At 73.4% G+C, this 22,688-nt stretch carries 21 protein-coding genes and 1 pseudogene; 12 read left to right on the forward strand and 10 right to left on the reverse strand.

What is annotated here, in order from left to right; genetic code table 11:
* The first annotated feature begins 76 nt into the window (after window positions 1-76).
* Window positions 77-1,795 (forward strand): DNA polymerase/3'-5' exonuclease PolX, encoded by a 1,719-nt coding sequence (polX, locus tag ACIBK1_RS16060; RefSeq protein ID WP_396735572.1) that lies wholly within the window; start codon window positions 77-79, stop codon window positions 1,793-1,795.
* A gap of 10 nt (window positions 1,796-1,805) precedes the next feature.
* Window positions 1,806-2,927, forward strand: a complete 1,122-nt coding sequence (locus ACIBK1_RS16065; protein WP_396735575.1) for a class I tRNA ligase family protein — start codon at window positions 1,806-1,808, stop codon at window positions 2,925-2,927.
* 28 nt (window positions 2,928-2,955) lie between these two features.
* Here the strand turns inward: ACIBK1_RS16065 and ACIBK1_RS16070 are convergent, their stop codons facing one another.
* From ACIBK1_RS16070 to ACIBK1_RS16100, 7 genes are read right to left on the reverse strand one after another with little or no spacing between them, the layout of a single operon-like run.
* Window positions 2,956-4,359, reverse strand: a complete 1,404-nt coding sequence (locus ACIBK1_RS16070; protein WP_396735578.1) for a rhodanese-like domain-containing protein — start codon at window positions 4,357-4,359, stop codon at window positions 2,956-2,958.
* A 50-nt stretch (window positions 4,360-4,409) separates the two neighbouring features.
* A complete protein-coding gene (gene pcaC / locus ACIBK1_RS16075; protein WP_396735581.1) occupies window positions 4,410-4,787 on the reverse strand; it encodes a 4-carboxymuconolactone decarboxylase in 378 nt (125 codons plus the stop codon).
* Window positions 4,784-5,551: a 3-oxoadipate enol-lactonase gene (gene pcaD, locus ACIBK1_RS16080; protein WP_396735584.1), complete on the reverse strand. Its 768-nt coding sequence runs from the start codon at window positions 5,549-5,551 to the stop codon at window positions 4,784-4,786. The genes pcaC and pcaD overlap by 4 nt, the downstream gene beginning before the upstream one ends.
* A complete protein-coding gene (gene pcaB, locus ACIBK1_RS16085; RefSeq protein WP_396735587.1) occupies window positions 5,548-6,729 on the reverse strand; it encodes a 3-carboxy-cis,cis-muconate cycloisomerase in 1,182 nt (393 codons plus the stop codon). Before pcaB ends, pcaD begins: the two co-directional genes overlap by 4 nt.
* On the reverse strand, window positions 6,719-7,210 hold the full coding sequence (locus ACIBK1_RS16090; protein WP_030507998.1) for a peptidase associated/transthyretin-like domain-containing protein: 492 nt from the start codon (window positions 7,208-7,210) through the stop codon (window positions 6,719-6,721). The genes pcaB and ACIBK1_RS16090 overlap by 11 nt, the downstream gene beginning before the upstream one ends.
* Window positions 7,207-7,875 carry a protocatechuate 3,4-dioxygenase subunit beta gene (pcaH, locus tag ACIBK1_RS16095; protein ID WP_076434148.1) on the reverse strand — a complete coding sequence of 223 codons (669 nt, stop codon included), beginning with the start codon at window positions 7,873-7,875 and terminating at the stop codon, window positions 7,207-7,209. The genes ACIBK1_RS16090 and pcaH overlap by 4 nt, the downstream gene beginning before the upstream one ends.
* Window positions 7,872-9,047, reverse strand: a complete 1,176-nt coding sequence (locus ACIBK1_RS16100) for a 4-hydroxybenzoate 3-monooxygenase (protein ID WP_396735591.1) — start codon at window positions 9,045-9,047, stop codon at window positions 7,872-7,874. The genes pcaH and ACIBK1_RS16100 overlap by 4 nt, the downstream gene beginning before the upstream one ends.
* A gap of 71 nt (window positions 9,048-9,118) precedes the next feature.
* Here ACIBK1_RS16100 and ACIBK1_RS16105 point away from each other — a divergent pair, with 71 nt between their 5' ends.
* From ACIBK1_RS16105 to ACIBK1_RS16115, 3 genes and pseudogenes are all read left to right on the forward strand, one after another.
* A complete protein-coding gene (locus tag ACIBK1_RS16105; protein WP_357324663.1) occupies window positions 9,119-9,889 on the forward strand; it encodes an IclR family transcriptional regulator in 771 nt (256 codons plus the stop codon).
* Between the two features lie 86 nt (window positions 9,890-9,975).
* A pseudogene (locus ACIBK1_RS16110) lies at window positions 9,976-10,386 on the forward strand (SAM-dependent methyltransferase); the annotation flags it as partial.
* Window positions 10,387-10,465: 79 nt separating this feature from the next.
* Window positions 10,466-10,729, forward strand: a complete 264-nt coding sequence (locus ACIBK1_RS16115) for an SAM-dependent methyltransferase (RefSeq protein ID WP_396735594.1) — start codon at window positions 10,466-10,468, stop codon at window positions 10,727-10,729.
* On the opposite strand, the gene ACIBK1_RS16120 is transcribed toward ACIBK1_RS16115, so the two are convergent.
* Entirely contained in the window at window positions 10,696-11,151 is a 456-nt protein-coding gene (locus ACIBK1_RS16120; RefSeq protein ID WP_051761712.1) for an OsmC family protein, read from the reverse strand. The two genes, ACIBK1_RS16115 and ACIBK1_RS16120, sit on opposite strands and share 34 nt — an antisense overlap.
* Window positions 11,152-11,327: 176 nt before the next feature.
* On the opposite strand from ACIBK1_RS16120, the gene ACIBK1_RS16125 reads away from it, so the two are divergent.
* Window positions 11,328-13,007: a sensor histidine kinase gene (locus ACIBK1_RS16125; RefSeq protein WP_396723201.1), complete on the forward strand. Its 1,680-nt coding sequence runs from the start codon at window positions 11,328-11,330 to the stop codon at window positions 13,005-13,007.
* Window positions 13,008-13,056: 49 nt separating this feature from the next.
* Entirely contained in the window at window positions 13,057-13,944 is an 888-nt protein-coding gene (locus ACIBK1_RS16130) for a universal stress protein (RefSeq protein WP_051761713.1), read from the forward strand.
* A gap of 20 nt (window positions 13,945-13,964) precedes the next feature.
* Here ACIBK1_RS16130 and ACIBK1_RS16135 read toward each other — a convergent pair whose 3' ends face one another.
* Window positions 13,965-14,525, reverse strand: a complete 561-nt coding sequence (locus ACIBK1_RS16135; RefSeq protein ID WP_396735598.1) for a CBS domain-containing protein — start codon at window positions 14,523-14,525, stop codon at window positions 13,965-13,967.
* 161 nt (window positions 14,526-14,686) lie between these two features.
* Between ACIBK1_RS16135 and ACIBK1_RS16140 the strand changes: the two genes are divergently transcribed.
* The 3 genes from ACIBK1_RS16140 to ACIBK1_RS16150 all read left to right on the forward strand — a co-directional run bounded on the left by ACIBK1_RS16140 (window position 14,687) and on the right by ACIBK1_RS16150 (window position 18,958).
* A complete protein-coding gene (locus tag ACIBK1_RS16140) occupies window positions 14,687-15,193 on the forward strand; it encodes a CBS domain-containing protein (RefSeq protein ID WP_051761715.1) in 507 nt (168 codons plus the stop codon).
* Between the two features lie 83 nt (window positions 15,194-15,276).
* Window positions 15,277-15,906, forward strand: a complete 630-nt coding sequence (locus ACIBK1_RS16145; protein WP_030508008.1) for an MBL fold metallo-hydrolase — start codon at window positions 15,277-15,279, stop codon at window positions 15,904-15,906.
* Window positions 15,907-16,066: 160 nt separating this feature from the next.
* A complete protein-coding gene (locus ACIBK1_RS16150; RefSeq protein WP_396735603.1) occupies window positions 16,067-18,958 on the forward strand; it encodes a family 43 glycosylhydrolase in 2,892 nt (963 codons plus the stop codon).
* 25 nt (window positions 18,959-18,983) lie between these two features.
* On the opposite strand, the gene ACIBK1_RS16155 is transcribed toward ACIBK1_RS16150, so the two are convergent.
* A complete protein-coding gene (locus tag ACIBK1_RS16155) occupies window positions 18,984-19,796 on the reverse strand; it encodes a hypothetical protein (protein WP_396735606.1) in 813 nt (270 codons plus the stop codon).
* Window positions 19,797-20,047: 251 nt separating this feature from the next.
* Between ACIBK1_RS16155 and arfA the strand changes: the two genes are divergently transcribed.
* Window positions 20,048-21,568, forward strand: coding sequence for an arabinosylfuranosidase ArfA (arfA, locus tag ACIBK1_RS16160; protein ID WP_396723210.1), 1,521 nt, complete (start codon window positions 20,048-20,050; stop codon window positions 21,566-21,568).
* Window positions 21,569-21,814: 246 nt separating this feature from the next.
* A complete protein-coding gene (locus ACIBK1_RS16165) occupies window positions 21,815-22,684 on the forward strand; it encodes a universal stress protein (RefSeq protein WP_396735609.1) in 870 nt (289 codons plus the stop codon).
* The last annotated feature ends 4 nt before the right edge of the window (window positions 22,685-22,688 follow it).

The following is a 22,688-nucleotide window of genomic DNA, read 5'->3' on the forward strand; positions in this document are numbered from 1 at the left end:
GGTCACACCGGGCCGGGACCTCCGCACCTGGAGGGGGATCCGGGGCTCGTCGCAGCCTGGCCTGGGGGTGCCTGTGATGAGACGCTGCAACGAGGAGGTCGCCGGGCTGCTGCAGGAGTACGCCGACCTGATCGCGATCACCGGGGGAGACGCGTTCAAGGTGCGGGTCTACGAGAAGGCGGCCCGGTCGGTCGGCGGGTACGGCCACGAGATCGACGGCATGGACGCGGCGGCCCTGCGGGCGATCCCGAACGTCGGCGCGTCGATCGCCGCGAAGATCGACGAATACCTGCGGACGGGGTCGATCCACCAGCTGGAGGAGCTGCGGACGAAGATCCCCGCCGGGGTGCGCCTGCTGACCACGATCCCCACGCTCGGGCCGAAGAAGGCCATGGTCCTGTATCACGAGCGGGGCGTCGACTCGATCGAGAAGCTGGAGGACGCCATCCACGCCGGGGCCCTCGAGGGGCTGCACGGCTTCGGGACGAAGACCGAGGAGAACCTGCTCCACGGCATCGAGGTGATGCGCAAGACCGGCAGCCGGGTGCACATCGGGATCGCGATGGCGGTCGCCGAGGAGATCGTCCCCGCGCTGCAGGCCGTGCCGGGCTGCGAGCGGTGCGCGTACGCCGGGTCGCTGCGGCGGATGAAGGACACGATCGGCGACGTGGACGTCCTGGCCACGGCCGAGGATCCGGCCGCTCTGATGGCGGCCTTCACCACACTGCCGTACGTCACCGAGGTGATCGCGCACGGCGAGACGAAGAGCTCGGTCCGCACGGCCGCGGGGCTCCAGGTCGACCTGCGGGTGGTGCCGGGGGACTCCTGGGGAGCCGCGCTGCAGTACTTCACCGGCTCCAAGGCGCACAACATCCGCACCCGCGAGATCGCCGTGCATCGGAAGCTGAAGCTGTCGGAGTACGGCGTGTTCGACGTGGCGACCGGCGAGAAGATCACCTCGGCGGACGAGGCCGAGGTGTACGGCATGCTCGGCCTGCCGTGGATCGCGCCGGCGCTGCGCGAGGACACCGGGGAGATCGAGGCCGCGCTGGCCGGGGGGCTGCCCACGGTGGTGACCCTGACCGACATCCGCGGTGACCTGCACACCCACACCGACCTGACCGACGGGCTCGCGCCGCTGGAGGAGATGGTCGAGGCGGCCGCGGCGCGCGGCTACGCCTACTACGCGGTGACCGACCACGCGCCCGACCTCTTCATGCAGCGGATGACCGACGAGAAGGCGCTGGACCAGCGCGAGCGGCTGCGCCGCCTCGGCGCGGCCCGCCACGGCATGACGCTGCTGCACGGGTGTGAGCTCAACATCGGCCCGGAGGGCGAGGTCGACTGGCCGCCGGAGTTCCTGGCCGGGTTCGACCTGTGCGTGGCCTCGGTGCACTCGCACTTCACCCAGCCGCCCGAGGAGATGACCCGGCGGCTGATCCGGGCCTGCGAGAACCCGTACGTGAAGATCATCGGCCATCCGACGGCGCGGATCATCGGCAGGCGGGAGCCGGTGGACGCCGACTGGCCGAGGGTGTTCGACGCCTGTGTGCGCACCGGGACGGCGCTGGAGATCGACTCCTTCCCCGACCGGCTCGACCTGCCCTCGGGCCTCGTCCGGCGGGCCGCCGACCGGGGCGTGCTGTTCTCGATCGACAGCGACGCGCACGCCGTGCCACACCTCGACGTCATGCGGTACGGCGTCGGCACCGCGCAGCGCGGCTGGCTCACCCCCGACCGGGTAATCAACACGTGGCCACTGGATCGGCTGCGGGAGTTCCTCCGCCCGGGATGAAGGGGGTTGCATGCTGACGATCGGCACGACGTCGCTGCCCGTGGTGGGCCGCGCCCGGATGTACGTGTGCGGGATCACGCCCTACGACACGACCCATCTCGGTCATGCCAGGACGTTCGTGTGGGCCGACGTGGCGGTGCGGGTGCTGCGGCACGCGGGCGTGCCCGTCGAGGTGTGCCGCAACGTCACCGACGTGGACGACGTGCTGACCTCGGCGGCGCGCCGGGCCGGCAGCCCCTACGACAGCTTCGCCGCCGTGCAGCAGTTCTACTTCGACAGGGACATGGCCGCGCTGCACGTGCACCCCGTGACGTACGAGCCGCGGGCGCACACCTATGTGCCGCAGGTCGTGGCGCTCGCCCGCGCGCTGCTGGAGCTGGGCCACGCGTACGAGCGGGAGGGCGCGGTGTACTTCCGGGGCGCGGGCGTGCGCGAGCGCGCCGGGCTCGGCGCCGAGGAGGCGGCCCGCCTGCTGGCGGAGTTCGGCGACGACCCCGATTCCGGCGGGGCCGGCCCGCGCGGGGACGACCCGGCGGACGTCGCGGTCTGGCGGCCGTCGGCGAAGGGAGAGCCGGGCTGGCCGAGCGAATGGGGCGACGGGCGGCCGGGCTGGCACGCCGAGTGCGCCGCCATGGCGCTGACGACGTTCGGCCCGGCCCTCGACCTGCACGCGGGCGGCGCCGACCTGCGCTTCCCGCACCACGCCTACGAGGCCGCGATGGCCGAGGCGGTGACCGGAGTGCGGCCGTTCGCCCGCGCCTGGCTCCACGTGGGGGTGGTCCGCGTGGACGGCGCCAAGATGGCCAAGTCGGCGGGCAACCTCGTCTTCACCGCCGACCTCCTGCGGCACCACCCCGTCGGCGCCGTGCGCCTGCTGCTCCTCGGCCACCCGTGGGCGGCCGACTGGGACTACCGCCCCGGCGACCTGGAGGAGGCCGCGGCCCGGCTGGAGCGGCTGCACCGTGCCGCCTCCCGAACCGCTGCCGGGCGGCCCGCGGCCCCGGCGGCGGGGGAGCGGGCGGCGGTGCGCGCGCTGCTGGACGACCTGGACGTCGCGACCGCCCTGGCCATCGCCGAGGAGGAGGGCGGGCAGGCCGCCCGCACCGTGATCGCGCTGCTGGCCCTCGGCTGACGGCGGCCCATCGGGCGGCATTGCATGATCACGGATGGTTCCGTGCCAGGTCGGCGCCGCTGTCTGCGACAAATTGCAAGATCACGGTGTTGGGGTCGTAGGCGTCGTGCACGGCCACCACGTCCCGCCCGGCGGCGGCCAGGATCGAGGCGGCGATGGACGCCCGGTAGCCGCTCGCGCAGTGCGTCCACACCTCGCCGCCGGGCACCTCGTCCAGCCGCGCGGGCAGCTCGTGCAGCGGGATGTGGATCGCGCCGGAGACGTGCGACTCGCGCCACTCCACCGTACGGCGCACGTCCAGGACCACGATCGGGCGGTGGCGCCGCACGGCCGCCATGTCGGCGAACGTCGCCGTCGGCATGGACGCGGGCTTGTCGTCGCCGGTCCATTCCGCGGGCCCTCCGGTGGCGGCAGCGGCCGGGCGGTCGATGCCGACCCGCGCCAGCTCGCGCTGCGCCTGCGCGATGTCCCCGGGCGTCTCGCCCAGCAGGGTCACCGGTATCCGCGGCGTTCCCGACGAGCTCCACGGGATGAGCCAGCCCAGGTAGACGGCGAGGTTGCCGTCCAGCCCGAAGTTGAGCGTCCCGGCCAGGTGGCCCGCCGCGAACGCCGTACGGGACCGCAGGTCCACGACCCACTCACCGGCCCGCAGGCGGCGGCGCAGCTCGGCGGCGTCCGCGCGGCGCGGCGCGGACAGGTCCGGCGCGTCCGGCCCGGCCAGGTTGAGCGGGGCCATGTGCGCGTAGTACGCCGGGTAGACGTCCAGCCCGGCCAGCAGCGACTCCGCGTACTCGTCCTCGCTCCGGGTCAGGACCGGGTTGACCCGCAGCTCCCTGCCGATCGTCGACTCGGCGACGTCCGACTGGGTGGCCGAGCAGAAGCTGCCGAACCCGTGGGTGGGGAAGACGTCGGTCTCGGCCGCGAGCTCGCGGGCCAGCCGGTGCGCCGAGGCGTACTGGGCGCGCACCAGGGCGCCGGTGTGCTCGGGGCCGAGCAGGTCGGGCCGCCCGGTCGTGCCGTGCAGCAGCGAACCTCCGGTGAACACGGCGGGCGGCCGGTCCTGGGACTCCAGCACGTACGACAGGTGGGTGAAGGTGTGGCCGGGGGTGGCGACGGCCCGCAGGCGCATGCGCGGGCCGGCCTCGACCACGTCCCCGTCCTCGATCGGGCTCCGGTCGAACTCCACGGGGTCGGCCGCGTTGACGTGGTAGTCCGCGCCGGTGGCCGCGGCCAGGGCGGGCCCGCCGGTCACATAGTCGTTGTGCACGTGGGTCTCGAAGACATGGCGGATCTCGACGCCGCGCCGCTCGGCCAGGCGGAGCATCCGGTCGATGTCCCGCTGCGGGTCCACCACGAAGGCGACCTCCCCGTCGGTGACGAGGTAGCTGCGGTCGCCCAGGGAGGGGGTTTCGACTGGGATGATTTCGATCATTCAGGTCCCTCCTCGTGCTCGTGAGGCACCCGTACCCAGGGAAAAGGACTTCACCTCATCCCTGGGACGTCCTCCGCCAGCACCCGCTGGGCGACGGCGAACGCGGCGTTGGCGGCCGGTACCCCGCAGTAGATCGCGGTCTGCAGCAGCACCTCCTTGATCTCCTCGGTCGTGAGACCGTTGCGCCGCGCGGCCCGCACGTGCATGGCCAGCTCCTCCAGGTGCCCGCGCGCCACCAGGGCGGTGAGCGTGATGCAGCTGCGGGTGCGGCGGTCCAGCCCGGGCCGGGTCCAGATCTCGCCCCAGGCGTACCGGGTGATCAGGTCCTGGAAGTCCGCGGTGAACTCGGTGGTCCGCGCCTGCGCCCCGTCCACGTGCGCGTCGCCCAGCACCTCGCGGCGCACCCGCATGCCGTCCTCGTGGCTCATGCCGTCCTCCAGCGGGTGGTCAGGTGCCGGGTGATCTCCGTGTTCACGACGTCCGGGCGCTCGGCGGCGGCCAGGTGCGCGGCCCCCGGCACGACGACAAGCTCGGCCTCCGGGATGCCCCGGGCCAGGACCTCGGCGTCCGACGGCGGCGTCGCCGGGTCGTCCGCTCCGGCGATCACCAGGGCGGGCGCGCGGACCTCGCCGAGCCGGTCGCGGACGTCGAAGACCGCCAGGGCGTCGCAGCACGCGGCGTATCCCTCGGGGTCCGCGCCACGCAGCATGTCCAGGTAGCGCTCGGCGTCGGCGAAACCCGCCGTGAACCACCGGCTCCGCGTCGCCTCGGTCAGGGGTTTCGTGCCCTCGGCGCGGACCAGCGCGGCGCGCTCGCGCCAGCTCTCCGCCGTGCCGAACCGGGCGGAGGTGCAGCACAGGACCAGGCTCGCGACGCGGTCCGGCGCACGCAGCGCCAGCGCGGTCCCGACGGCCCCGCCCAGCGACACCCCCGCGTACGCGACCGAGTCCAGGCCGTTGTGGTCGAGCAGCGCCAGCACCCCGTCGGCGAGGTCGTCCACGGTCAGATCACGCGCGGAACCGGAGGCGGCCGGCGAGCCGCCGTGGCCGGGCAGGTCGTAGCGGAGCACCCGCCAGGTGCGGGTGAGCACGGGGAGCTGCGGCTCCCACAGGTCGAGGGTCGTGCCCAGAGAGGGCCCGAGCACGACGACCGGGGCGTCCTGCGGCCCGTCGAATCGGTGGTGCGGGATCATGGTGCCTTTCTCTCGTGGTGCGCCAGAGCCCGGTCGACCAGAGCGGGCGCGGATCCGACGCCGGGGTCCTCCCCGTGTTCGGCCAGCACGGCGAGCAGGTGATCGAGATTGTGCCGCATGCGTCCGGGGAACACCTCCAGCCCCTCGGCCAGTTCGGCGGCCGTTTCGGCCGAGCCGCCCGCCAGGCGCAGGCACTCGCGCAGCGGCTGCCACTCGGCGTGCCAGCTCCCGGCGGGCCGCTCGTGCTCGGCGACCAGCGCGGCGAGCAGGACCTGCGCCTGCGCCGGGGCCTGGAGCGCCGCCGACCTGATCATCGTGGTCAGCACCGGGTTGCGCTTGTGCGCCATCGCCGACGAGCCGCCCCGGCCCGGCGCGGCGGGCTCGGCGACCTCGCCCACCTCGCTCTGCGCCAGCAGGATCACGTCGGTGGCGAGCTTGCCCAGCGCGCCCGTCACGGCGGCGAGCGCGGCGGCCAGGTCGGTCACCGGCGTGCGCAGCGTGTGCCAGGGCAGCACCGGCTCGGCCAGCCCGGTCTCGGCCGCGAACAGCGGCAGCAGGTCGAGCGCCCTCTCGCCGTACCCGGCCATGGTGCCGGCCGCGCCGCCGAGCTGGACCGGCAGCGGCACCGCCGCCAGGCGGTCGCGCGCGTCCCGGCAGCCGGTCAGCCACCCGGCGGCCTTCAGGCCGAAGGTGGTGGGCACGGCCTGCTGCCCGAGCGTCCGGCCCGCCATCGGGGTGTCCCGGTGCTCGGCGGCCAGCCGGGCCAGTGCGGCGAGCACCCGGTCGAGGTGGCGCAGGATCACCTCGCGGGCCCGCGCGGCGACCAGCATCGCCGCGGTGTCGAGGATGTCCTGGCTCGTGGCGCCGTGATGCACCCAGGACCCGGCCTCGCCGGCCGCGGCCCGCAGGTCCTTGACCAGCGGGACGACGGGGTTGCCGGCGTCCCTGGCGCGGCGGGCGAGGCCGGCGGCGTCGTGGCGGTCATGACGGGCCGCCTCGGTGATCGCGGCGACGGCCCGCCCGGGGACGACGCCGAGGCGGGCCTGCGCCCGCGCGAGGCACACCTCCGCCTCCAGCATCGCCCGCAGCCAGGCGTCGTCGGCCGTGACCGCCGCCACCTCCGTGCCCGCCCACACCGGGGAGAGCAGCCCGCGATCAGCGCCTCCGTCAGAACTCAAGGAAGACCGTCTCCCGCTCGCCCTGCAGCCGTACGTCGAACCGATAGACGTCCTGCCCCTCCGGGCGGGCGAGCAACGTCGCGCGGCGGGCCGGGTCGAGGGAGCCGAGCAGGGGGTCGGGCACGTCGGCGAGGTAGACGCGGGTGCGCACCGGCTTGAGCAGGCCCCGCGCGAAGACCAGCAGCGCGGCGTACGGCCGGGACGGCGGCGCGAGGCGGAACCGGTAGGAGCCGTCGGGCGCGGTGCCGCACCGGCCGAAGCCGGAGACCCCGGTCCCGCTCCGGCTCAGGGCGCCCCGATCACCGCCTTCCCCGGTCCACAGTTCGAGCAGGGCGTCGGGCACCGGCTCGCCGGCCCCGTCCAGCACCAGGCCGGTGATCGTGACGGCCCCCGGGTGGTCCTCGGGGACGAGCTCCCAGTCGGCCGCGTACGGCAGGGCGTACCCGAAGAACGGGCCGACGGTCTGCGAAGGGGTGGTCACGCGTCCTCCATGGGGGTACGGCCGAGCACCACGTCCCACCGGTAGCCGAGCGCCCACTCCGGCTCGGTGATCCCCAGGTCGAACGTGGCGACGAGCCGCTCGCGGGCGGCCGGGTCGGGAATGGACCGGAAGATCGGGTCGAAGGCGAACAGCGGGTCGCCGGGGAAGTACATCTGCGTCACCAGGCGCTGGGTGAACGCCGTGCCGAACACCGAGAAGTGGATGTGCGCGGGCCGCCAGGCGTTGGGGTGGTTGCGCCAGGGATAGGCCCCCGGCTTGATCGTGACGAACCGGTAGCGGCCCTCGTCGTCGGTCAGGCACCGGCCCGCCCCGGTGAAGTTGGGGTCGAGCGGGGCCGGATGCTGGTCGCGCTGGTGGGCGTACCGGCCGGCGGAGTTGGCCTGCCAGATCTCCACCAGCGTGTCCGGCACCGGCCGGCCCGACGCGTCGAGGACGCGTCCGGTGACGATGATGCGCTCGCCGAGCGGCTCGCCCGCGTGGCCCGCGGTCAGGTCGGCGTCGAGCGGGTCCACCTCGCCGCGGCCGAAGACCGGGCCGGTCAGCTCGGCCGCCTCCGGGTCCTGCTTCATCTCCAGCGGCGGCCGGGACGGCGCCCGCAGGACCGTGCTGGCGTAGTCCGGGTGCAGGTAGGGCGGGTGTGTCACGGTGTCTCCTCTTGGTAGGGCAGGCCCACGTAGTTCTCCGCCAGTGTCGTCCCGGCCGCCTCGGAGGACGTCACGTAGTCGAGATAGGAGGTCTGCAGCTTCCTGGCGTAGGCGTCGTCGGACTCGAACGTGTGCAGCAGCGTCGTCATCCACCACGAGAAGTGCTGGGCCCGCCACACCCGGGGCAGACAGGCCCGCGAATAGTCGTCCAATGCCTCGGTCGAGCCGTCGGCGAAGAAGCGCGCCAGCGCCTCGGTCAGCACCCGCACGTCGGCCACCGCGAGGTTGAGCCCCTTCGCGCCGGTCGGCGGCACGATGTGGGCCGCGTCCCCGGCCAGGAACAGCCTGCCGTACTGCATGGGCTCGGCCACGTAGCCGCGCATCGGCGTGATCCCCCGCTCGAGGATCTCGCCGGTCGTGAGGGTGAAGCCGGGCACGGTCTCCAGCCGGGCCCGCAGCTCGGCCCAAATCCGCTCGTCGGGCCACGCGGCGAGGTCCTCGTCGGGGGCCACCTGCAGGTAGAAGCGGCTGATCTCCGGGGTGCGCATGCTGTGCAGCGCGAAGCCGCGCTCGGTCCGCGAGTAGATCAGCTCCTCCGACGACGGCTTCACCTTCGCGAGGATGCCGAGCCAGGCGAACGGGTAGTCGCGCTGATACTCGGTCAGCACGCCCTCGGGGATCGACGGCCGGGACACGCCGTGGAAGCCGTCGCACCCGGCGATCACGTCGCAGTCCAGCCGCTCGCCCCCGAAAGTGAGGTACGGCCTGTCGGTATCGATGTCGTGCACCGCCACGTCGTCCACCTCGAAGCGGACGTCGCCCCCGGCCGCCAGCCGTGCGGCGATCAGGTCCTTGACGACCTCCTGCTGGCCGTACACGGTGATGGCCCGTCCGGGCACCAGCCGCTCGAAGGCGATGCGGTGGCCCGCTCCGCCGTACCGCAGCTCGATCCCGTGGTGGGGCAGGCCCTCCGCCTGCATGCGCCCGCCCACCCCCGCCTCCACGAGCGTGTCCACCGTGCCCTGTTCGAGCACCCCCGCCCGCACCCGCCGCTCGACGTAGTCCCTGCTGCGGCGTTCGAGCACGACGGACTCGATCCCGCGCAGATGGAGCAGATGAGAGAGCAGCAGGCCGGCCGGCCCGGCCCCGATGATCCCGACCTGAGTTCGCATGGCCCAAGCATCGGGAAGCACCCGCCGTCCCGCGTAGGCTTTGCTTCTACTGAGCGGAAGAAGGGGGTCACATGGCCGGCGGCGCGCGCGACCCGGGACGCTCCGTGACGTCCCGGGTGCTGGCCATTCTCGGCGCCTTCGACGCCCACCACCCACGGCTCACGCTGACGGAGATCGCCGAACGGACCGGCATGGCGCTGAGCACCGCCCACCGGCTCGTCGGGGAGCTGGAGGAGTGGCGCGCCCTGCGCCGCGGCGCCGACGGGCGCTACCAGATCGGCCGCCGCCTGTGGGAGCTGGGCCAGCTCGTTCCCGACCCGCTGCAGGAGGTGGCGCGCCCCTGGCTGCAGGAGCTGTTCGGCGGCACCGGGGAGAACGTCCACCTGGCGGTGCGCGACGGGCTGGAGGTGCTCTACGTGGACAAGGTGTACGGCAAGCGGGCCGTGCCGATCGTGTCGCGGACCGGCGCGCGCCTGCCCATGCACCCGACCGGCGTCGGCAAGGCGCTGCTCGCCTTCGAGCCGGGCTGGTTCGTCAGCTCCTACCTGTCGAGACCGCTGGAGCGGCCGACCCCGCACACCATCACCGAGCCGGGCCGGCTGGCCCGCGAGCTGACCCAGGTGCGCGCCCAGGGGTACGCCACGACACACGAGGAGATGACGCTCGGCTCCTGCTCGGCCGCCGCGCCGGTGCTGGCCGGGGACCGGCCCGTCGCGGCCGTCGGCATCGTGGTCTCCTCCAGGCGGGTGCGCGAGCTGCCCCGCCTGGTCGATCCGCTGCTGGCCGTCGCGGCCCGAATCGCCGGCGACTACCGGGCCGCCGTCTCCCGCCCGTTCCCGTAAGATCATCGCGGAGCGGGAAGGCGAGGGGAGCGCGGGTGAGCCGGGACGAGGAAGCGCTGAAGGCCATCGACTTCTCCACGCCGAGCGTGGCGCGGATCTACGACTGGTGGCTGGGCGGCAAGGACAACTTCGCGGTCGACAGGGCCGCCGCCGAGAAACTGCTCGAACTGGTCGGCTCCGACGGCCGCCTGGTGATCAGGCAGAACCGGGAGTTCCTCGGCCGGGCCGTCCGCTTCCTCAGCGAGTCGGGCATCCGGCAGTTCCTCGACCTGGGCACGGGCGTCCCCACGCAGGGCAACGTCCACGAGGTCGCCCACGAGGTCGATCCCGAGGCGACCGTCGTCTACGTCGACAACGACCCCATCGTCGCCGCGCACGGGCGGGCGCTGCTCACCGGCACCGGCCGTACGGGCGTGGTGCAGGCCGACATGCGCGACCCGGACGCGATCGTCGAGAGCCCGGTTACTAAGGAGCTGATCGACTTCAGCAAGCCGGTGGCCGTGCTGTTCGTCGCCGTTCTGCACTTCGTGGACGACGACGACGCCGAGCGGGTGGTGTCCGTACTTCCGCGAGCGCATGGCCCCCGGCAGCCACCTCGTCATCTCCCACGGCACCCAGGGCCGCCTGAGCGAGGACACGATCACCGAGGCCAGGGCGGTGTACGAGAAGTCGACGGCCGCGCTGCGCGACCGCACGCCCGAGCACATCGCCAGGTTCTTCACGGGGTTCGAGCTGGTCGAGCCGGGGCTGGTCGACGTGGCCGACTGGCGCAACGACAGCGACTTCATCGAGCACAGCAAGGGCGGCTACGTCCTCGGCGGCGTCGGCCGGCTGGCCTGACCGGCCCCCGGGCAGGCTTCCTGGCGGACCTCGAACGTGACCCGCGGCGGCACCCGCAGCGTGGTGCAGACGGCGCAGTGCTCCAGGACCGACAGGAGTGAGGCGCGCAGCCCCGCGGGCAGGCCGGGAGCCTCCACCGACAGCTCGATGTGGTCGATCCGCCCGGGGCAGACGCCCAGGCCGTACCGCACGGTCACGCCCACCCCGGCGGGCAGCTGCCGCTGGCGCAGGTAGCGTTCGGCGCAGCAGGCGACGCCCGCCGCCACGCTGCCCACGAACAGCTCGGCCGGAGTGGGGCCGGTGTCGCTCCCGCCGACGTCCGCGGGCTGGTCGGCGCGTACCACGTGGCGCCGGATCCGGACGTCGAACCGGTCGGCTCCGTGCCAGGCGACCCGGATGACGCCGTCACGCGGCTCACTCATGGCGCACCCCCGCGTCCGATTCGGCTCAATCCGAGTATGTCCGCGGCCGACGGAGGATGGGCGCATACGTACCGTAAGAAGCCGGTCGCGACCTGGCAAAGGGCGGGAGCGTGGAGTGCCCGGTTTGCGACACTCCAATGTGGGGGGCATGCATGGCGCCGACGGGGGAGCGGACCATGATCCCGCAGACGCACCTGGACGGGCTGCTGGCCGAACTGCACACGAGGCTGCAGGCGGTCCTGTCGACGCGCGACCGGGCCTACGCGCTGCTGGAGGCGGTCGTCTCCGTGGGCGGGAACCTGGACCTGGAGACCGTGCTGCACCGGATCGTCGAGACCGCCGCCACGCTGGCCGACGCCAGGTACGCCGCGCTCGGCGTGATCGGCGAGGACGACACCCTCGCCCGCTTCGTCCCCGTGGGGCTGAGCGAGGAGGAGATCGCCCGCATCGATCACTGGCCGCACGGCCTGGGCCTGCTCGGCCTGCTGATCAAGGAACCCCGGCCCCTGCGGCTGGCCCGCATCGGCGACCATCCCCGGTCGTACGGCTTCCCCGCCGGCCATCCGCCGATGGCCGGCTTCCTCGGCGTGCCCGTACGGGTCCGGGGCCGGCTGTTCGGCAACCTCTACCTGACGGACAAGCGCGGGGGAGGGGAGTTCGACGAGGACGACGAGGCGATCATCGTGGCCTTCGCCGGCGCCGCCGGGGTGGCGATCGAGAACGCCCGCCTCTACGAGGACAGCCGCCGCAGGGAGACCTGGCTCCAGGCGTCGGCGGAGATCACGAGGAGTTTGCTGTCCGGCGCCGAGACGCCGCGGGTGCTGACGCTGATCGCCCGCCGTGCCCGGCGGATGGCCGGCGCGGACACGGCGGCGATCCTCCTGCCGGAAGACGGCGGCCTGACGCTGCGGGTCGCGATCGCGGACGGCGTGCCCGGCCCGGCCCGCAGGCGCCGGCTGCCCGTCGAGGGCTCGCTGGCCGGGCAGGCCTTCCTCCGTGCGGAGCCGCGCGTCGTCACGGACCTGAGCGACACCGACTTCCTCACGGCGACAGGGGAGGCGGGAGCGGCGTGCGCGGTGCCGCTGGGGGCGCCGGGAGCGGTGCGCGGAGTGCTGTCTCTGGCCAGGCGGCCCGGCCGTGTCCCGTTCAGCCGGGCGGAGGTCTGCATGGTCCACTCCTTCGCCGGGCACGCGGCGGTCGCGCTCGAACTGGACGAGGCGCGCAGGGACGCCGAGCGGCTCGGCCTGCTGGAGGACCGCGACCGCATCGCCAAGGACCTGCACGACGTGGTCATCCAGCGGCTGTTCGCGGTCGCGATGACGCTGACGGGCGCCACGCGGCTGGTGGAGCGCCCGGAGGCGGCCGCGCGGCTGCGGACCGCGATCGACGAACTCGACGGCACGATCCGGCAGATCCGCTCCACGATCTTCGCCCTGCGCGCTCCCGCCGACGCCCCCGGGCTGCGCGCCCGGCTCGTCGAGCTGGTCGAGGGCGCCCGGGAGCCCCTCGGTTTCCTGCCGGCCCTGTGCATGGACGGGCAGCTCGACACCCGCGTGCCCGCCCACGTCGGCGATCACCTGCTGGCCGTGGCGCGGGAGGCGATCTCCAACGTGGTGCGGCACGCCCACGCCACCCGCGCCGCCGTCACCGTACGCCTGGACAAGGACCGGCTGACCCTGCTCGTGGAGGACGACGGGGTCGGCCTCCCGGCGCGGGGACGCCGCAGCGGCCTGCGCAACCTGTGCGACCGCGCCGAGAGCCTGGGCGGGTCGTGCGCCGCCGAGACCGGCGCCGCCGGAGGAACGCGCGTGTGCTGGAGCGTCCCGCTGCCGTCCACGCCGTGCCCGGCACCGTGATCGGCACCTTGATCGACAGTTGATCGACACCGTGAGGAGGCATCGCGCCATGACCGAGCCGATCAGTGATCCGTTCGCCGATCGGGTCAGCGATCCGGTGGTCGTCGGCACCGACGGGTCCGCGGGCGCGACCCGGGCGGTGGAGTGGGCGGCCGGACACGCCGTCCTGCAGGGCCTGCCCCTGCGGGTGGTCCACGCTGTCGAGCGCCTGCCGTACGACGGCCCGCGCTATCCCATCCCCGACAGCTACGACAGGCTGGCGCCCTCCGGGCGGCAGCTCCTCGACCACGCCGAGCGGGTCGCCAGGGACCGGCGCCCCGGCCTCGACGTGACGACGGAGCTCGCCGAGGGGCGTCCCGGCCGGGTCCTGCGCGACCAGGCGGCCCGCGCCTCCGAAGTGGTGCTCGGCAGCCACGGCGCGGGCGGCTTCCCCGGCATGCTGCTCGGCTCGGTGGGCAACCAGGTCGCCGGGCACGTGGCCGTGCCGGTCGTCGTCGTACGGCCGGAGCCCCCGGAGGCGGCGGCCGAGATCGTGGCGGGGTTCGACTGTTCGGAGGCGTCCGGGCCCGCCCTGGCGTACGCGTTCGAGGAGGCGCGGCTGCGCGGTCACCGGGTGCGGGTCGTCTGCGCCTGGGAGCCGCCGGTGCCGTACGGGCCTGTGATCGGGATGGACCTGGACGGCATGCGGCGGGCCGCGGAGGACTACGCGCGCGGCGAGCTGCAGCCGTGGCGGAGCGGGTACGCCGACGTCAAAGCCGAGCTGGACATGGTCCGCGCCCATCCGGTCTCCGCGCTCATCGAGGCCTCGTCCCGGGCCGTCCTGCTCGTGGTCGGCTCCCACGGCCGCAACGCCTTCACCGCGGCCGTGCTCGGCTCGGTGAGCCGCGCCGTGCTCGCCCACGCCCGCTGCCCGGTGGCCGTGGTGAGGGCGCGCTGAGCCGTCACGCCGGCGCCGCGTCAGCGGAGCAGGCGGGCCGGCCGCACCCCCGGGACGGTCCGCTCCAGCAGGTCGCCCACGTGCCCGGGGCCCTGGCCCTCCGGGCCCCGCAGGTCGATCTCGCCGTCGCGCACGAGCACCTCCCAGGACGCGTCGGAGGGGTAGCGCTCCCGCAGGGCGGCCAGGACGGCCTCGCGCAGCTCGTCGTCCGACCGGGCCAGCAGCGCCATGAGGTCGTGGCGGCTGACCATCCCGACGACCCGCTCGTCGCGCAGCACGGGCACGCTCTTGACCCGCTTGGCGATCATGAGGTCCGTCAGCACCCGCGCGTCCGTGGTGTCCTCGACCGTGCTCACCTGGCGCGACATGACGTCCGCCACGGTGCGGGGCGCCGAGGCGCCCGGCGCGAACGCGCCGCACAGCAGGTCGATCTCGCTGACCATGCCGATCAGCTCGCCGTGCTCCCCGAGCACGGGGGCGGCCGTGATGTCGTGGTCGTACAGCACCCGGATCGCCCGCCGCACGGAGTCGTCGCGGCGCAACGTGATCGCCGGGCTGCTCATGACCTCAGCGGCCAGCATGGCCCACCTCCCCCGTCCGTCGCCGTCGTCGTCATTCCACCGCCGCCCGGGCCGTACGGGCAGGTGCCGGAGGTCCCCGGCGGTCGGGTCTTTGGGCCCGTGCGGCGCCGCGCCCACGGTGGTCGGATGGAGATGGCGCAGCGCCGCCCGCGGGAGGAACGATGACCGTAGAAGCCATGACCGCCGCCGACGTGATGAGCAGGGTGCTCGTGACCGTGAAGCCGGACGAGTCACCGCTCATGGCCTGGGAACTCATGCGTCGCGGGTCGATGCATCACCTGCCCGTTGTGGATTCGAATTCCCGCATCATCGGCGTGCTCACCCGGGAGGACATCGCGGCCCACTGGTCCGGCGGGCCGGCGGAGCAGTCGAGCAGCCAGGTGCGCCAGTTGCTGACCGGGCGCAGGTGCCCGCACGTGTCGCCCGACGCGTCGCTCCCCGCGGTGGCGGACGTCATGCTGGAGTCGGGGGTGGACGTCGTCCCGGTCATCGGGACCTCCGGCGCCCTGCAGGGTCTCGTCACCGTGACCGACGTGCTCGTGGCGGTCGCGGGCAGGCGGGGGGCCGCGCCCCCGCACGAGGAGGTGTCGGCCGGGATGTTCCGCCTGGAGCCGGTGCTGCCGCCCAAGCCCTCCCGGACCGCCGAGGACCAGCGTCAGGGGCCGTGAGCCCCCATCGTGACCTCCCGGTCGTCACCGCCCGCGGATCACGTGCAGAATAAGGTCATGTTCCGCACGGTGGTGATCTTCAAGTGAGTGCCCGTATCGACCATGCCGTCACCTCGGGCACCTTCAGCCTGGACGGCCAGACCTTCGACGTCGACAACAACGTCTGGGTGCTCGGCGACGACGCCGAGTGCGTGGTGTTCGACGCGCCCCACGACGTCAAGGCGATCACCGACGTGATCGCGGGCCGGCGCGTCCTGGCCATCCTCGCCACCCACGCCCACGACGACCATGTGCGGGTCGCGCCGGACCTGTCGGAGGCCACCGGGGCGCCCGTCCTGCTGCACCCGGACGACCTGCCGGTCTGGCGGCTCACCCACCCCGATCGCGAGCCCGGCGGCACGCTGTCCGACGGACAGGTCATCGAGGTCGCCGGAGCCCGCCTCGAAGTGCTCCACACTCCCGGGCACGCTCCCGGCGCCTGCTGCTTCCACGCGCCCGGCCTCGGCGTCGTCTTCACCGGCGACACCCTGTTCCAGGGCGGTCCCGGCGCGACCGGCCGCTCGTTCTCCGACTTCGGCGTGATCATCGACTCGATCCGCGACCGCCTGCTGGCCCTGCCGCCCGAGACCGTCGTCCACACCGGTCACGGCGACAGCACGACGATCGGCGCGGAGCTGCCGCACCTCGACGAGTGGATCCGCCGGGGCCACTGACAACCCCGGGCCTTCGCGCGGGGTCTTGACGATCACAGGCTCCGCGGCCGACACTCACGAGACCGATCCACTCCGCTCCCGACATCGTCGGGGCGGAGCGGGTCTCCTGATGTTAGCGCTAACAAGGCCGATGGTCCCGGGCCGCCGGTCGGGAGAGACGATGCCCAGCCGCACCACCCCCCCACGATGCCTCCCACGCTTCCCTCGGCTCGCGCTCGCGGCCGCGGCCGTGCTGTCCCTGGTGGCGGGCCCGCTCGTGACCCCGGCGCACGCGGCCGGCGAGACGGAACCGTCCGGCCTGCTGCTGCGGTACACGTTCGACGAGACGGGCGGCACCGTCGTCCACGACGCCTCGGGCCACGGCAACGACGGCGGCTACGAGCGGGCGCCCGCCTTCGGCCGGGGCGTCGAGGGCGGCTCCTTCGCGATGTCCGGAGGGCCGTCCTCGTCCACCACCGCGCCGTACGTGAAGATCCCGAACGGCGTGCTGAAGGGCCTCGGCGGCGTCACCGTCGCCACCTACGTGAAGTGGAACGCCTCCACGGCGGTGAACCAGTGGCTGTACGGTCTCGGCCCGGACAGCACCAAGTATCTGTTCACCTCGCCGTACAACGGCGGCAAGACCCTCTACTCGGCGATCACGGCGGGCGGCTGGCAGGCCGAGTCGAAGCTGTCCGGCGGCGCGGCCCTGCCGGGCGGCGCCTGGAAGCACGTCGCGGTGACCGTCGACGGCGACAGCAGGACCGCCGTCATGTACCTCGACGGCATCGAGGCGGCGAGGGCGACCGACGTGCCGGTCACGCCCTCCGACCTGTACGACGCGACCAAGGACCACACGGGATACATCGGGAAGTCGCTCTACGCGGCCGACCCCTACTTCGCCGGCGAGGTGGACGACTTCCGGATCTACGACCACGCGCTGTCGGCGACCGAGGTGCTCCGGGTCTCCGGCAACACGGCGGCCGTCGGCGCGGCCACGCTGCCCGAGCTCAAGGTCCCGGCGATCGTGGACGGCACGAACGGCAGGATCGTCCTGCCGGTGAAGGAGGGCACCGACCTCAGCCGGCTCGCCCCCGCGTTCACCCTGGTCCCGGGAGCGAGCATCAGTCCCGCCTCCGGCACCGTGCGCGACCTGTCCGAGCCGGTCACCTACACCGTCACCGGCTCCGACGGCGCCCGGCGGACGTGGACGGTCGAGGCGCGGGTGATGAGGAGCCCGGTGCTCCCCGGCCTGTACGCCGACCCGAACATCGCCGTCTTCGGCGACACGTTCTGGATGTATCCGACCACCGACGGCTTCGCCGCGTGGAGCGGCACGCAGTTCCACGCGTTCTCGTCCAAGGACCTCGTCCACTGGACCGACCACGGCGTCGTCCTCGACCTCGGACCCGACGTGACCTGGGCCGACAACAGCGCGTGGGCGCCGACGATCGCCGAGCGGAACGGCACGTACTACTTCTACTTCAGCGGCGGCATGGCCACCGGCGACACCGGCAAACACCTCGGCGTCGCCGTGTCCGACTCGCCGGCCGGGCCGTTCAAGGACGCCCTGGGCAAGCCGCTGGTGGCGGCCGGGACCTACAGCGGCCAGATGATCGACTCCGACGTGTTCGTCGACGACGACGGCCAGGCCTACCTCTACTGGGGCAACGGCAACTCCTACCAGGTGCCGCTGAACGACGCCATGGTGTCGTTCGACCCCGCCAAGGTGAAGACGTACAAGCCGAGCGGCTACAACGAGGGCTCGTTCGTCTTCAAGCGCGGCGGGATCTACTACTTCATGTGGTCGGAGAACGACACGCGCGACGAGAACTACCAGGTCGCGTACGCCACCGGCGCCTCGCCGCTCGGCCCGTGGACCAAGCGGGGCGTGATCCTGCAGAAGGACCTGTCCCTCGGGATCAGGGGCACCGGCCACCACTCCGTCGTACGGGTGCCGGGCACCGACGACTGGTACATCGCCTATCACCGCTTCGCCGTCCCCGGCGGCGACGGCACCCACCGGGAGACCACCATCGACCGGATGGAGTTCGACGAGAACGGCCTGATCAAGAAGGTCGTGCCGACGCTGGAGAGCGTCGCCCCGGTGTCGGTCGCGAACGCCGGGCCGGACGCCGAGGGCCGCGAGGGGTCCCCCATCCGGCTGGCGGGATCGGCCACCGGCGCGGCGAAGTGGAGCTACGCCCCCGGTGAGGACGCCGGCTCCGGCGCGACCTGCTCCTTCTCGGATCCCACCGCCGCCGAGACCGCCCTCACCTGCGACGACGACGGGACCTACACCGTCACGCTGACCTCCGGCCGCAGCCGCGACACCGCGAAGGTGACCGTCGCCAACGCGGCTCCCAAGACCGGGGACGTCGTCACGCCCACCGGCCCGGTCGAGGCCGGCACGCGCGTGACCCTCTCGGTCCCGGTCACCGACCGGGGCGCGAACGACGTGCTCACCTGCGCGGTGGACTGGAAGGACGGGACCACCTCGTCCGGCGATGTCGACGGCGGGACGTGCACGGCCCGGCGCACCTACGCGAAGCCCGGTGTGTACGAGCCCGTCGTCACCGTCGCCGACGACGACGGCGCGACCGCCACGGCCACGGGCCGTCCGGTGGTCGTGTACGACCGGGACGCCGGCTCCGTCACCGGCGGCGGCTGGATCGACTCGCCCGCGGGCGCCTACCGCGCCAACCCCGCACTGACCGGTCAGGCCACCTTCGGGTTCGCGGCCAGGTACGTGAAGAACGCCTCCGGCAAGGACCACGCGGTTCCGATCGGTGACACGACCTTCTCGTTCCAGGCCGGGCGGCTGAGCTTCCGGTCCACGGCGTACGACTGGCTCGTGGTCGCGGGTGGAGAGGTCCGGTATCGCGGCATCGGGACGATCGGCGGCGCCGGGCGGTACGGCTTCGAGGTCGTCGCCCGCGACGGCGACACCGGCGACGGGGACGGCGTGGACCGCTTCGCCGTCCGGATCTGGGACGAGAGGACCGGCGACCTGATCTACCAGAACGGAGCCGGTGACGTGGCCCACGGCAGCGTCGTCGTGCACGCGAAGTAGGTCGTGCACGCGAAGCGGCGCGCGCCTACCGCGCCACCCGGACGCCGGTGACGGCGAAGCGCTCGACCTCCGCCACATGACCGCCGGTGCTGGCGACGAGGGTGAGCGTGCGGCCCGGGTCCGCGCGGAAGGTCACGGTGGCCGACCAGGGGGCGTCGTCCCCTCCGGCCGAGACGCAGCAGCGCTCACCGAGGGGGCGGGTGCTCCCGATCGCGCGTACCTGCACCCGGACGCTCTCGTCCACCCCGGTGATCCTGCCGCCCACCGTGACGGGGGACGAGACGAGGGCGCCGTACCGGGGCGTGGTGAGGGAGAAGGTGGTGTCGTCGGTGCCCACCACCTCCCACGGCGCGTCCGGCCCCGTGCCGAACCTGACCAGGTGGATGACGGCGGCGATGCCAAGCCGCCCGCCGCCCTCACCGCGGATGCCGACCGAGACGCGGGCGTCCGCACCGGTCACCGTGCGCTTGACCACCCGGTCGACACCGGTGAAGCCCAGGAATCCCTGCGTGAAGGAGAGCGCGGTGCGCTCCGCGTCCAGGTGCCAGGGCTGGTGGCCGCCCGAGCGGTAGCTCTCCTGCCAGTCCCGCGCCTGTCTCTCGTCGGCGAACGGCCACAGCGGCTGGTAGCGGCCCGCCACGAGGGAACCCACGGCGGTTGTGGCGGAGGGGGTGGGGGAGGTGGCCGCCGGGCTGCTCTGCCGGACGGTCGGCGTGCCGGTCGCCGTGCCGCTCCCCGGGCCGGATCCGCACGCGCCCGCCAGCAGGCCGAGCGCGGTCAGCACGGCGGGGGCCCACCTGGCCCGGCCCGCCCGGCCGTTCGTCACGCCGCGAGTCACGATGCGCGCTCCCGCCCCCAGAGGTTCCTTGACTGAGAGCATGCCCGGCCGGATGGCGGGCATTCCCCGCACGAGGGTGCCGGCTAGGTCCAGGGGACGCCGTCGGCGTCCCGAGGGGAGATCGACTACGACTGTTAGCGGTAACAGCGGATGCGTCAAGGGTCGGGTTTTCCGGGGCGAGATCTTGACCAGAGGCAATGCGAACGCTAACAATCAGCCCGCGAGACCCCTGCCTGCTGAAGGAGATGTTCGTGCTCCAGGCACAGCTGACCATCGATCCCGCCCACCGTGTGGCCCCCGTACGGCGCCGCACGTTCGGCACGTTCGTCGAGCACCTCGGCCGCTGCGTTTACACCGGCATCTACGAGCCCGGCCACCCCACGGCGGACGAGGAGGGGTTCCGCGGCGACGTGCTCGCGCTCACCCGCGAGCTCGGCGTGAGCACCGTGCGCTACCCCGGCGGCAACTTCGTCTCCGGCTACCGCTGGGAGGACGGCATCGGCCCGCGCGAGCAGCGCCCCCGGCGGCTCGACCTCGCCTGGCACAGCACCGAGACCAACGAGATCGGCATCGACGAGTTCATCCGGTGGACCCGGGTGGCCGGCCTTGAGCCGATGATGGCGGTCAACCTCGGCACCCGAGGCGTGCAGGAGGCCGTGGACCTCCTCGAATACTGCAACATCCCGTCCGGCACCGCGCTGTCGGACCTGCGGATCGCCAACGGCGCCAAGGATCCGCACGACATCCGCATGTGGTGCCTGGGCAACGAGATGGACGGCCCCTGGCAGATCGGGCACAAGACCGCCCTCGAGTACGGCAGGATCGCCGCCGAGACCGCCCGGGCCATGCGCATGGTCGACCCCAGTCTGGAACTGGTCGCCTGCGGCAGCTCCGGCTCCTCCATGCCGACCTTCGGCACCTGGGAGGCGACCGTCCTGGAGGAGACCTATGACCTGGTCGACCACATCTCCTGTCACGCCTACTACGAGGAGAAGGACGGCGACCTCGCCGGTTTCCTGGCCTGCGCCAGCGACATGGAGCACTTCATCTCCACGGTCGTCTCCACGGCCGACCAGGTGGGGGCCAAACTCGGCTCCAGCAAGAAGATCTCCGTCTCCTTCGACGAGTGGAACGTCTGGTACCTGAGCCGCGTCCAGGCGGCGGAGCCCGGGCAGGACTGGCCGGTCGCGCCGCCGCTCCTGGAGGACCACTACCACCTCGCCGACGCCGTGGCCTTCGGCAGCCTGCTCATCACGCTGCTGCGGCACAGCGACCGGGTCGCGGCGGCCTGCATGGCCCAGCTCGTGAACGTGATCGCGCCCATCATGACCGAGCCGGGCGGCCGGGCCTGGCGGCAGACGACCTTCCACCCGTTCGCGCAGGCGGCACGGCACGCCAAGGGCGACGTCGTCCGGGTCGAGCCCGTCTGCCCGACGTACGAGACGGCCGAGTTCGGCGCGGTGCCCGTGCTCCACGCGGTCGCCACCCGGGACGAGACGGAGACGACGCTGTTCGTGGTGAACAGGTCGACGGCCGAGCCGGTGGAGCTGGAGCTCGACGCGGGGGCGCTGGGCGCGGGCACGGGCACTGGCACTGGCGCCGTGCGGATCGTCGAGGCGACGACGCTCACCCACGAGGACGTCTACGCCCGCAACACCGCCGACGACCCCGATCGGGTGGCGCCCCGCCCCAACACGAGCCACCGGAGCGATCCGCTCCGGATCGTGCTGCCGCCGGTCTCCTGGAACGTGATCAGGCTGTCGCGGGCCTGACCGGCGACGCCCACACCCGGCCGCGGGGGGGGGGGCCCGCCCCCCCCCCCCCCCCCGGGGGGGGGGGGGGCCCCCCCCCCCCCCCCGCGGCCGCTGTGCGGAGCCCGCCGGGCCCGGGCGGGCGGAAGTCCCTCCGCTTGAGGACTTTCGTCTGCTGCGCCGTGGGCAGCGGACACGGTGCGATGGTGGCCGGGAGCGCTGACCCTCGCGCGTCCGCGTACCGCTTGAGCACAGGAGGAGAAGTACATGTCCGGACAGATCGTCGTGGCCGTCGATGGATCGAAGCCGGCGACGGCGGCGCTGGAGTGGGCGGCGGACGACGCGCGGCGCCGGGAGGCCGCACTGCGGATCGTCCACGTGCGAGAGCCGTGGGCACACGAATACCCGTTCCACGCCGTCGAGGGCTTCGCCCAGTCCTACAGCGAGTTCTGCGAGGGCGTGCTCGCGGCGGCGGCCGCCCGCGCCCGGGAGATCGCCCCCGGCCTGGAGGTGACCACGGAGCTCGCCGAGGGGACGGTCGTCGAGACCCTGCGCGCCGCATCGGCCGCCGCCGACGCCCTCGTGGTCGGCAGCCGGGGGATGGGCGGCTTCTCCGGCCTGGTCCTGGGCTCCGTCGGCCTCGGCCTGACCGGTCACGCGGAGGTCCCGGTCGTGGTGGTGCGCAAACCGCACCGGGACGAGTACCACGAGGTCGTCGTCGGCTTCGACGGATCACCTCATTCGGAGGCGGCTCTGCAGTTCGCCTTCGAGGAGGCCCGGGCGCGGCGCGGGCGGGTGCACGCGGTGTACGCCTGGGAGATGCCGATGGTGTCGCCCTTCGCGGTCGGATACGGGCCGGCGCTCAAGGAGATATTCGACAACGAGTGCCGGGCGGCGCGGCTGCGGCTCGCGCCGTGGCGCGACAAGCACCCGGACGTCCCGCTCGTCGAGTCGGCGGTCTGCGGCCACCCGGTCCCGGCGCTGGCCGAGGCCTCGCTCGTCGCCGACCTCGTGGTCGTCGGCTCCCGCGGACTGGGCGGAGTGCGCGGCGCCCTGATCGGCTCGGTCAGCCACGCCGTGCTGCACCGCGCGCACTGCCCCGTCGCGGTCGTGCGGCCCCGCGACGGCGTGTCCTGACCGG

Source organism: Microbispora rosea, from assembly GCF_044460045.1.
GTDB lineage: Bacteria > Actinomycetota > Actinomycetes > Streptosporangiales > Streptosporangiaceae > Microbispora > Microbispora rosea.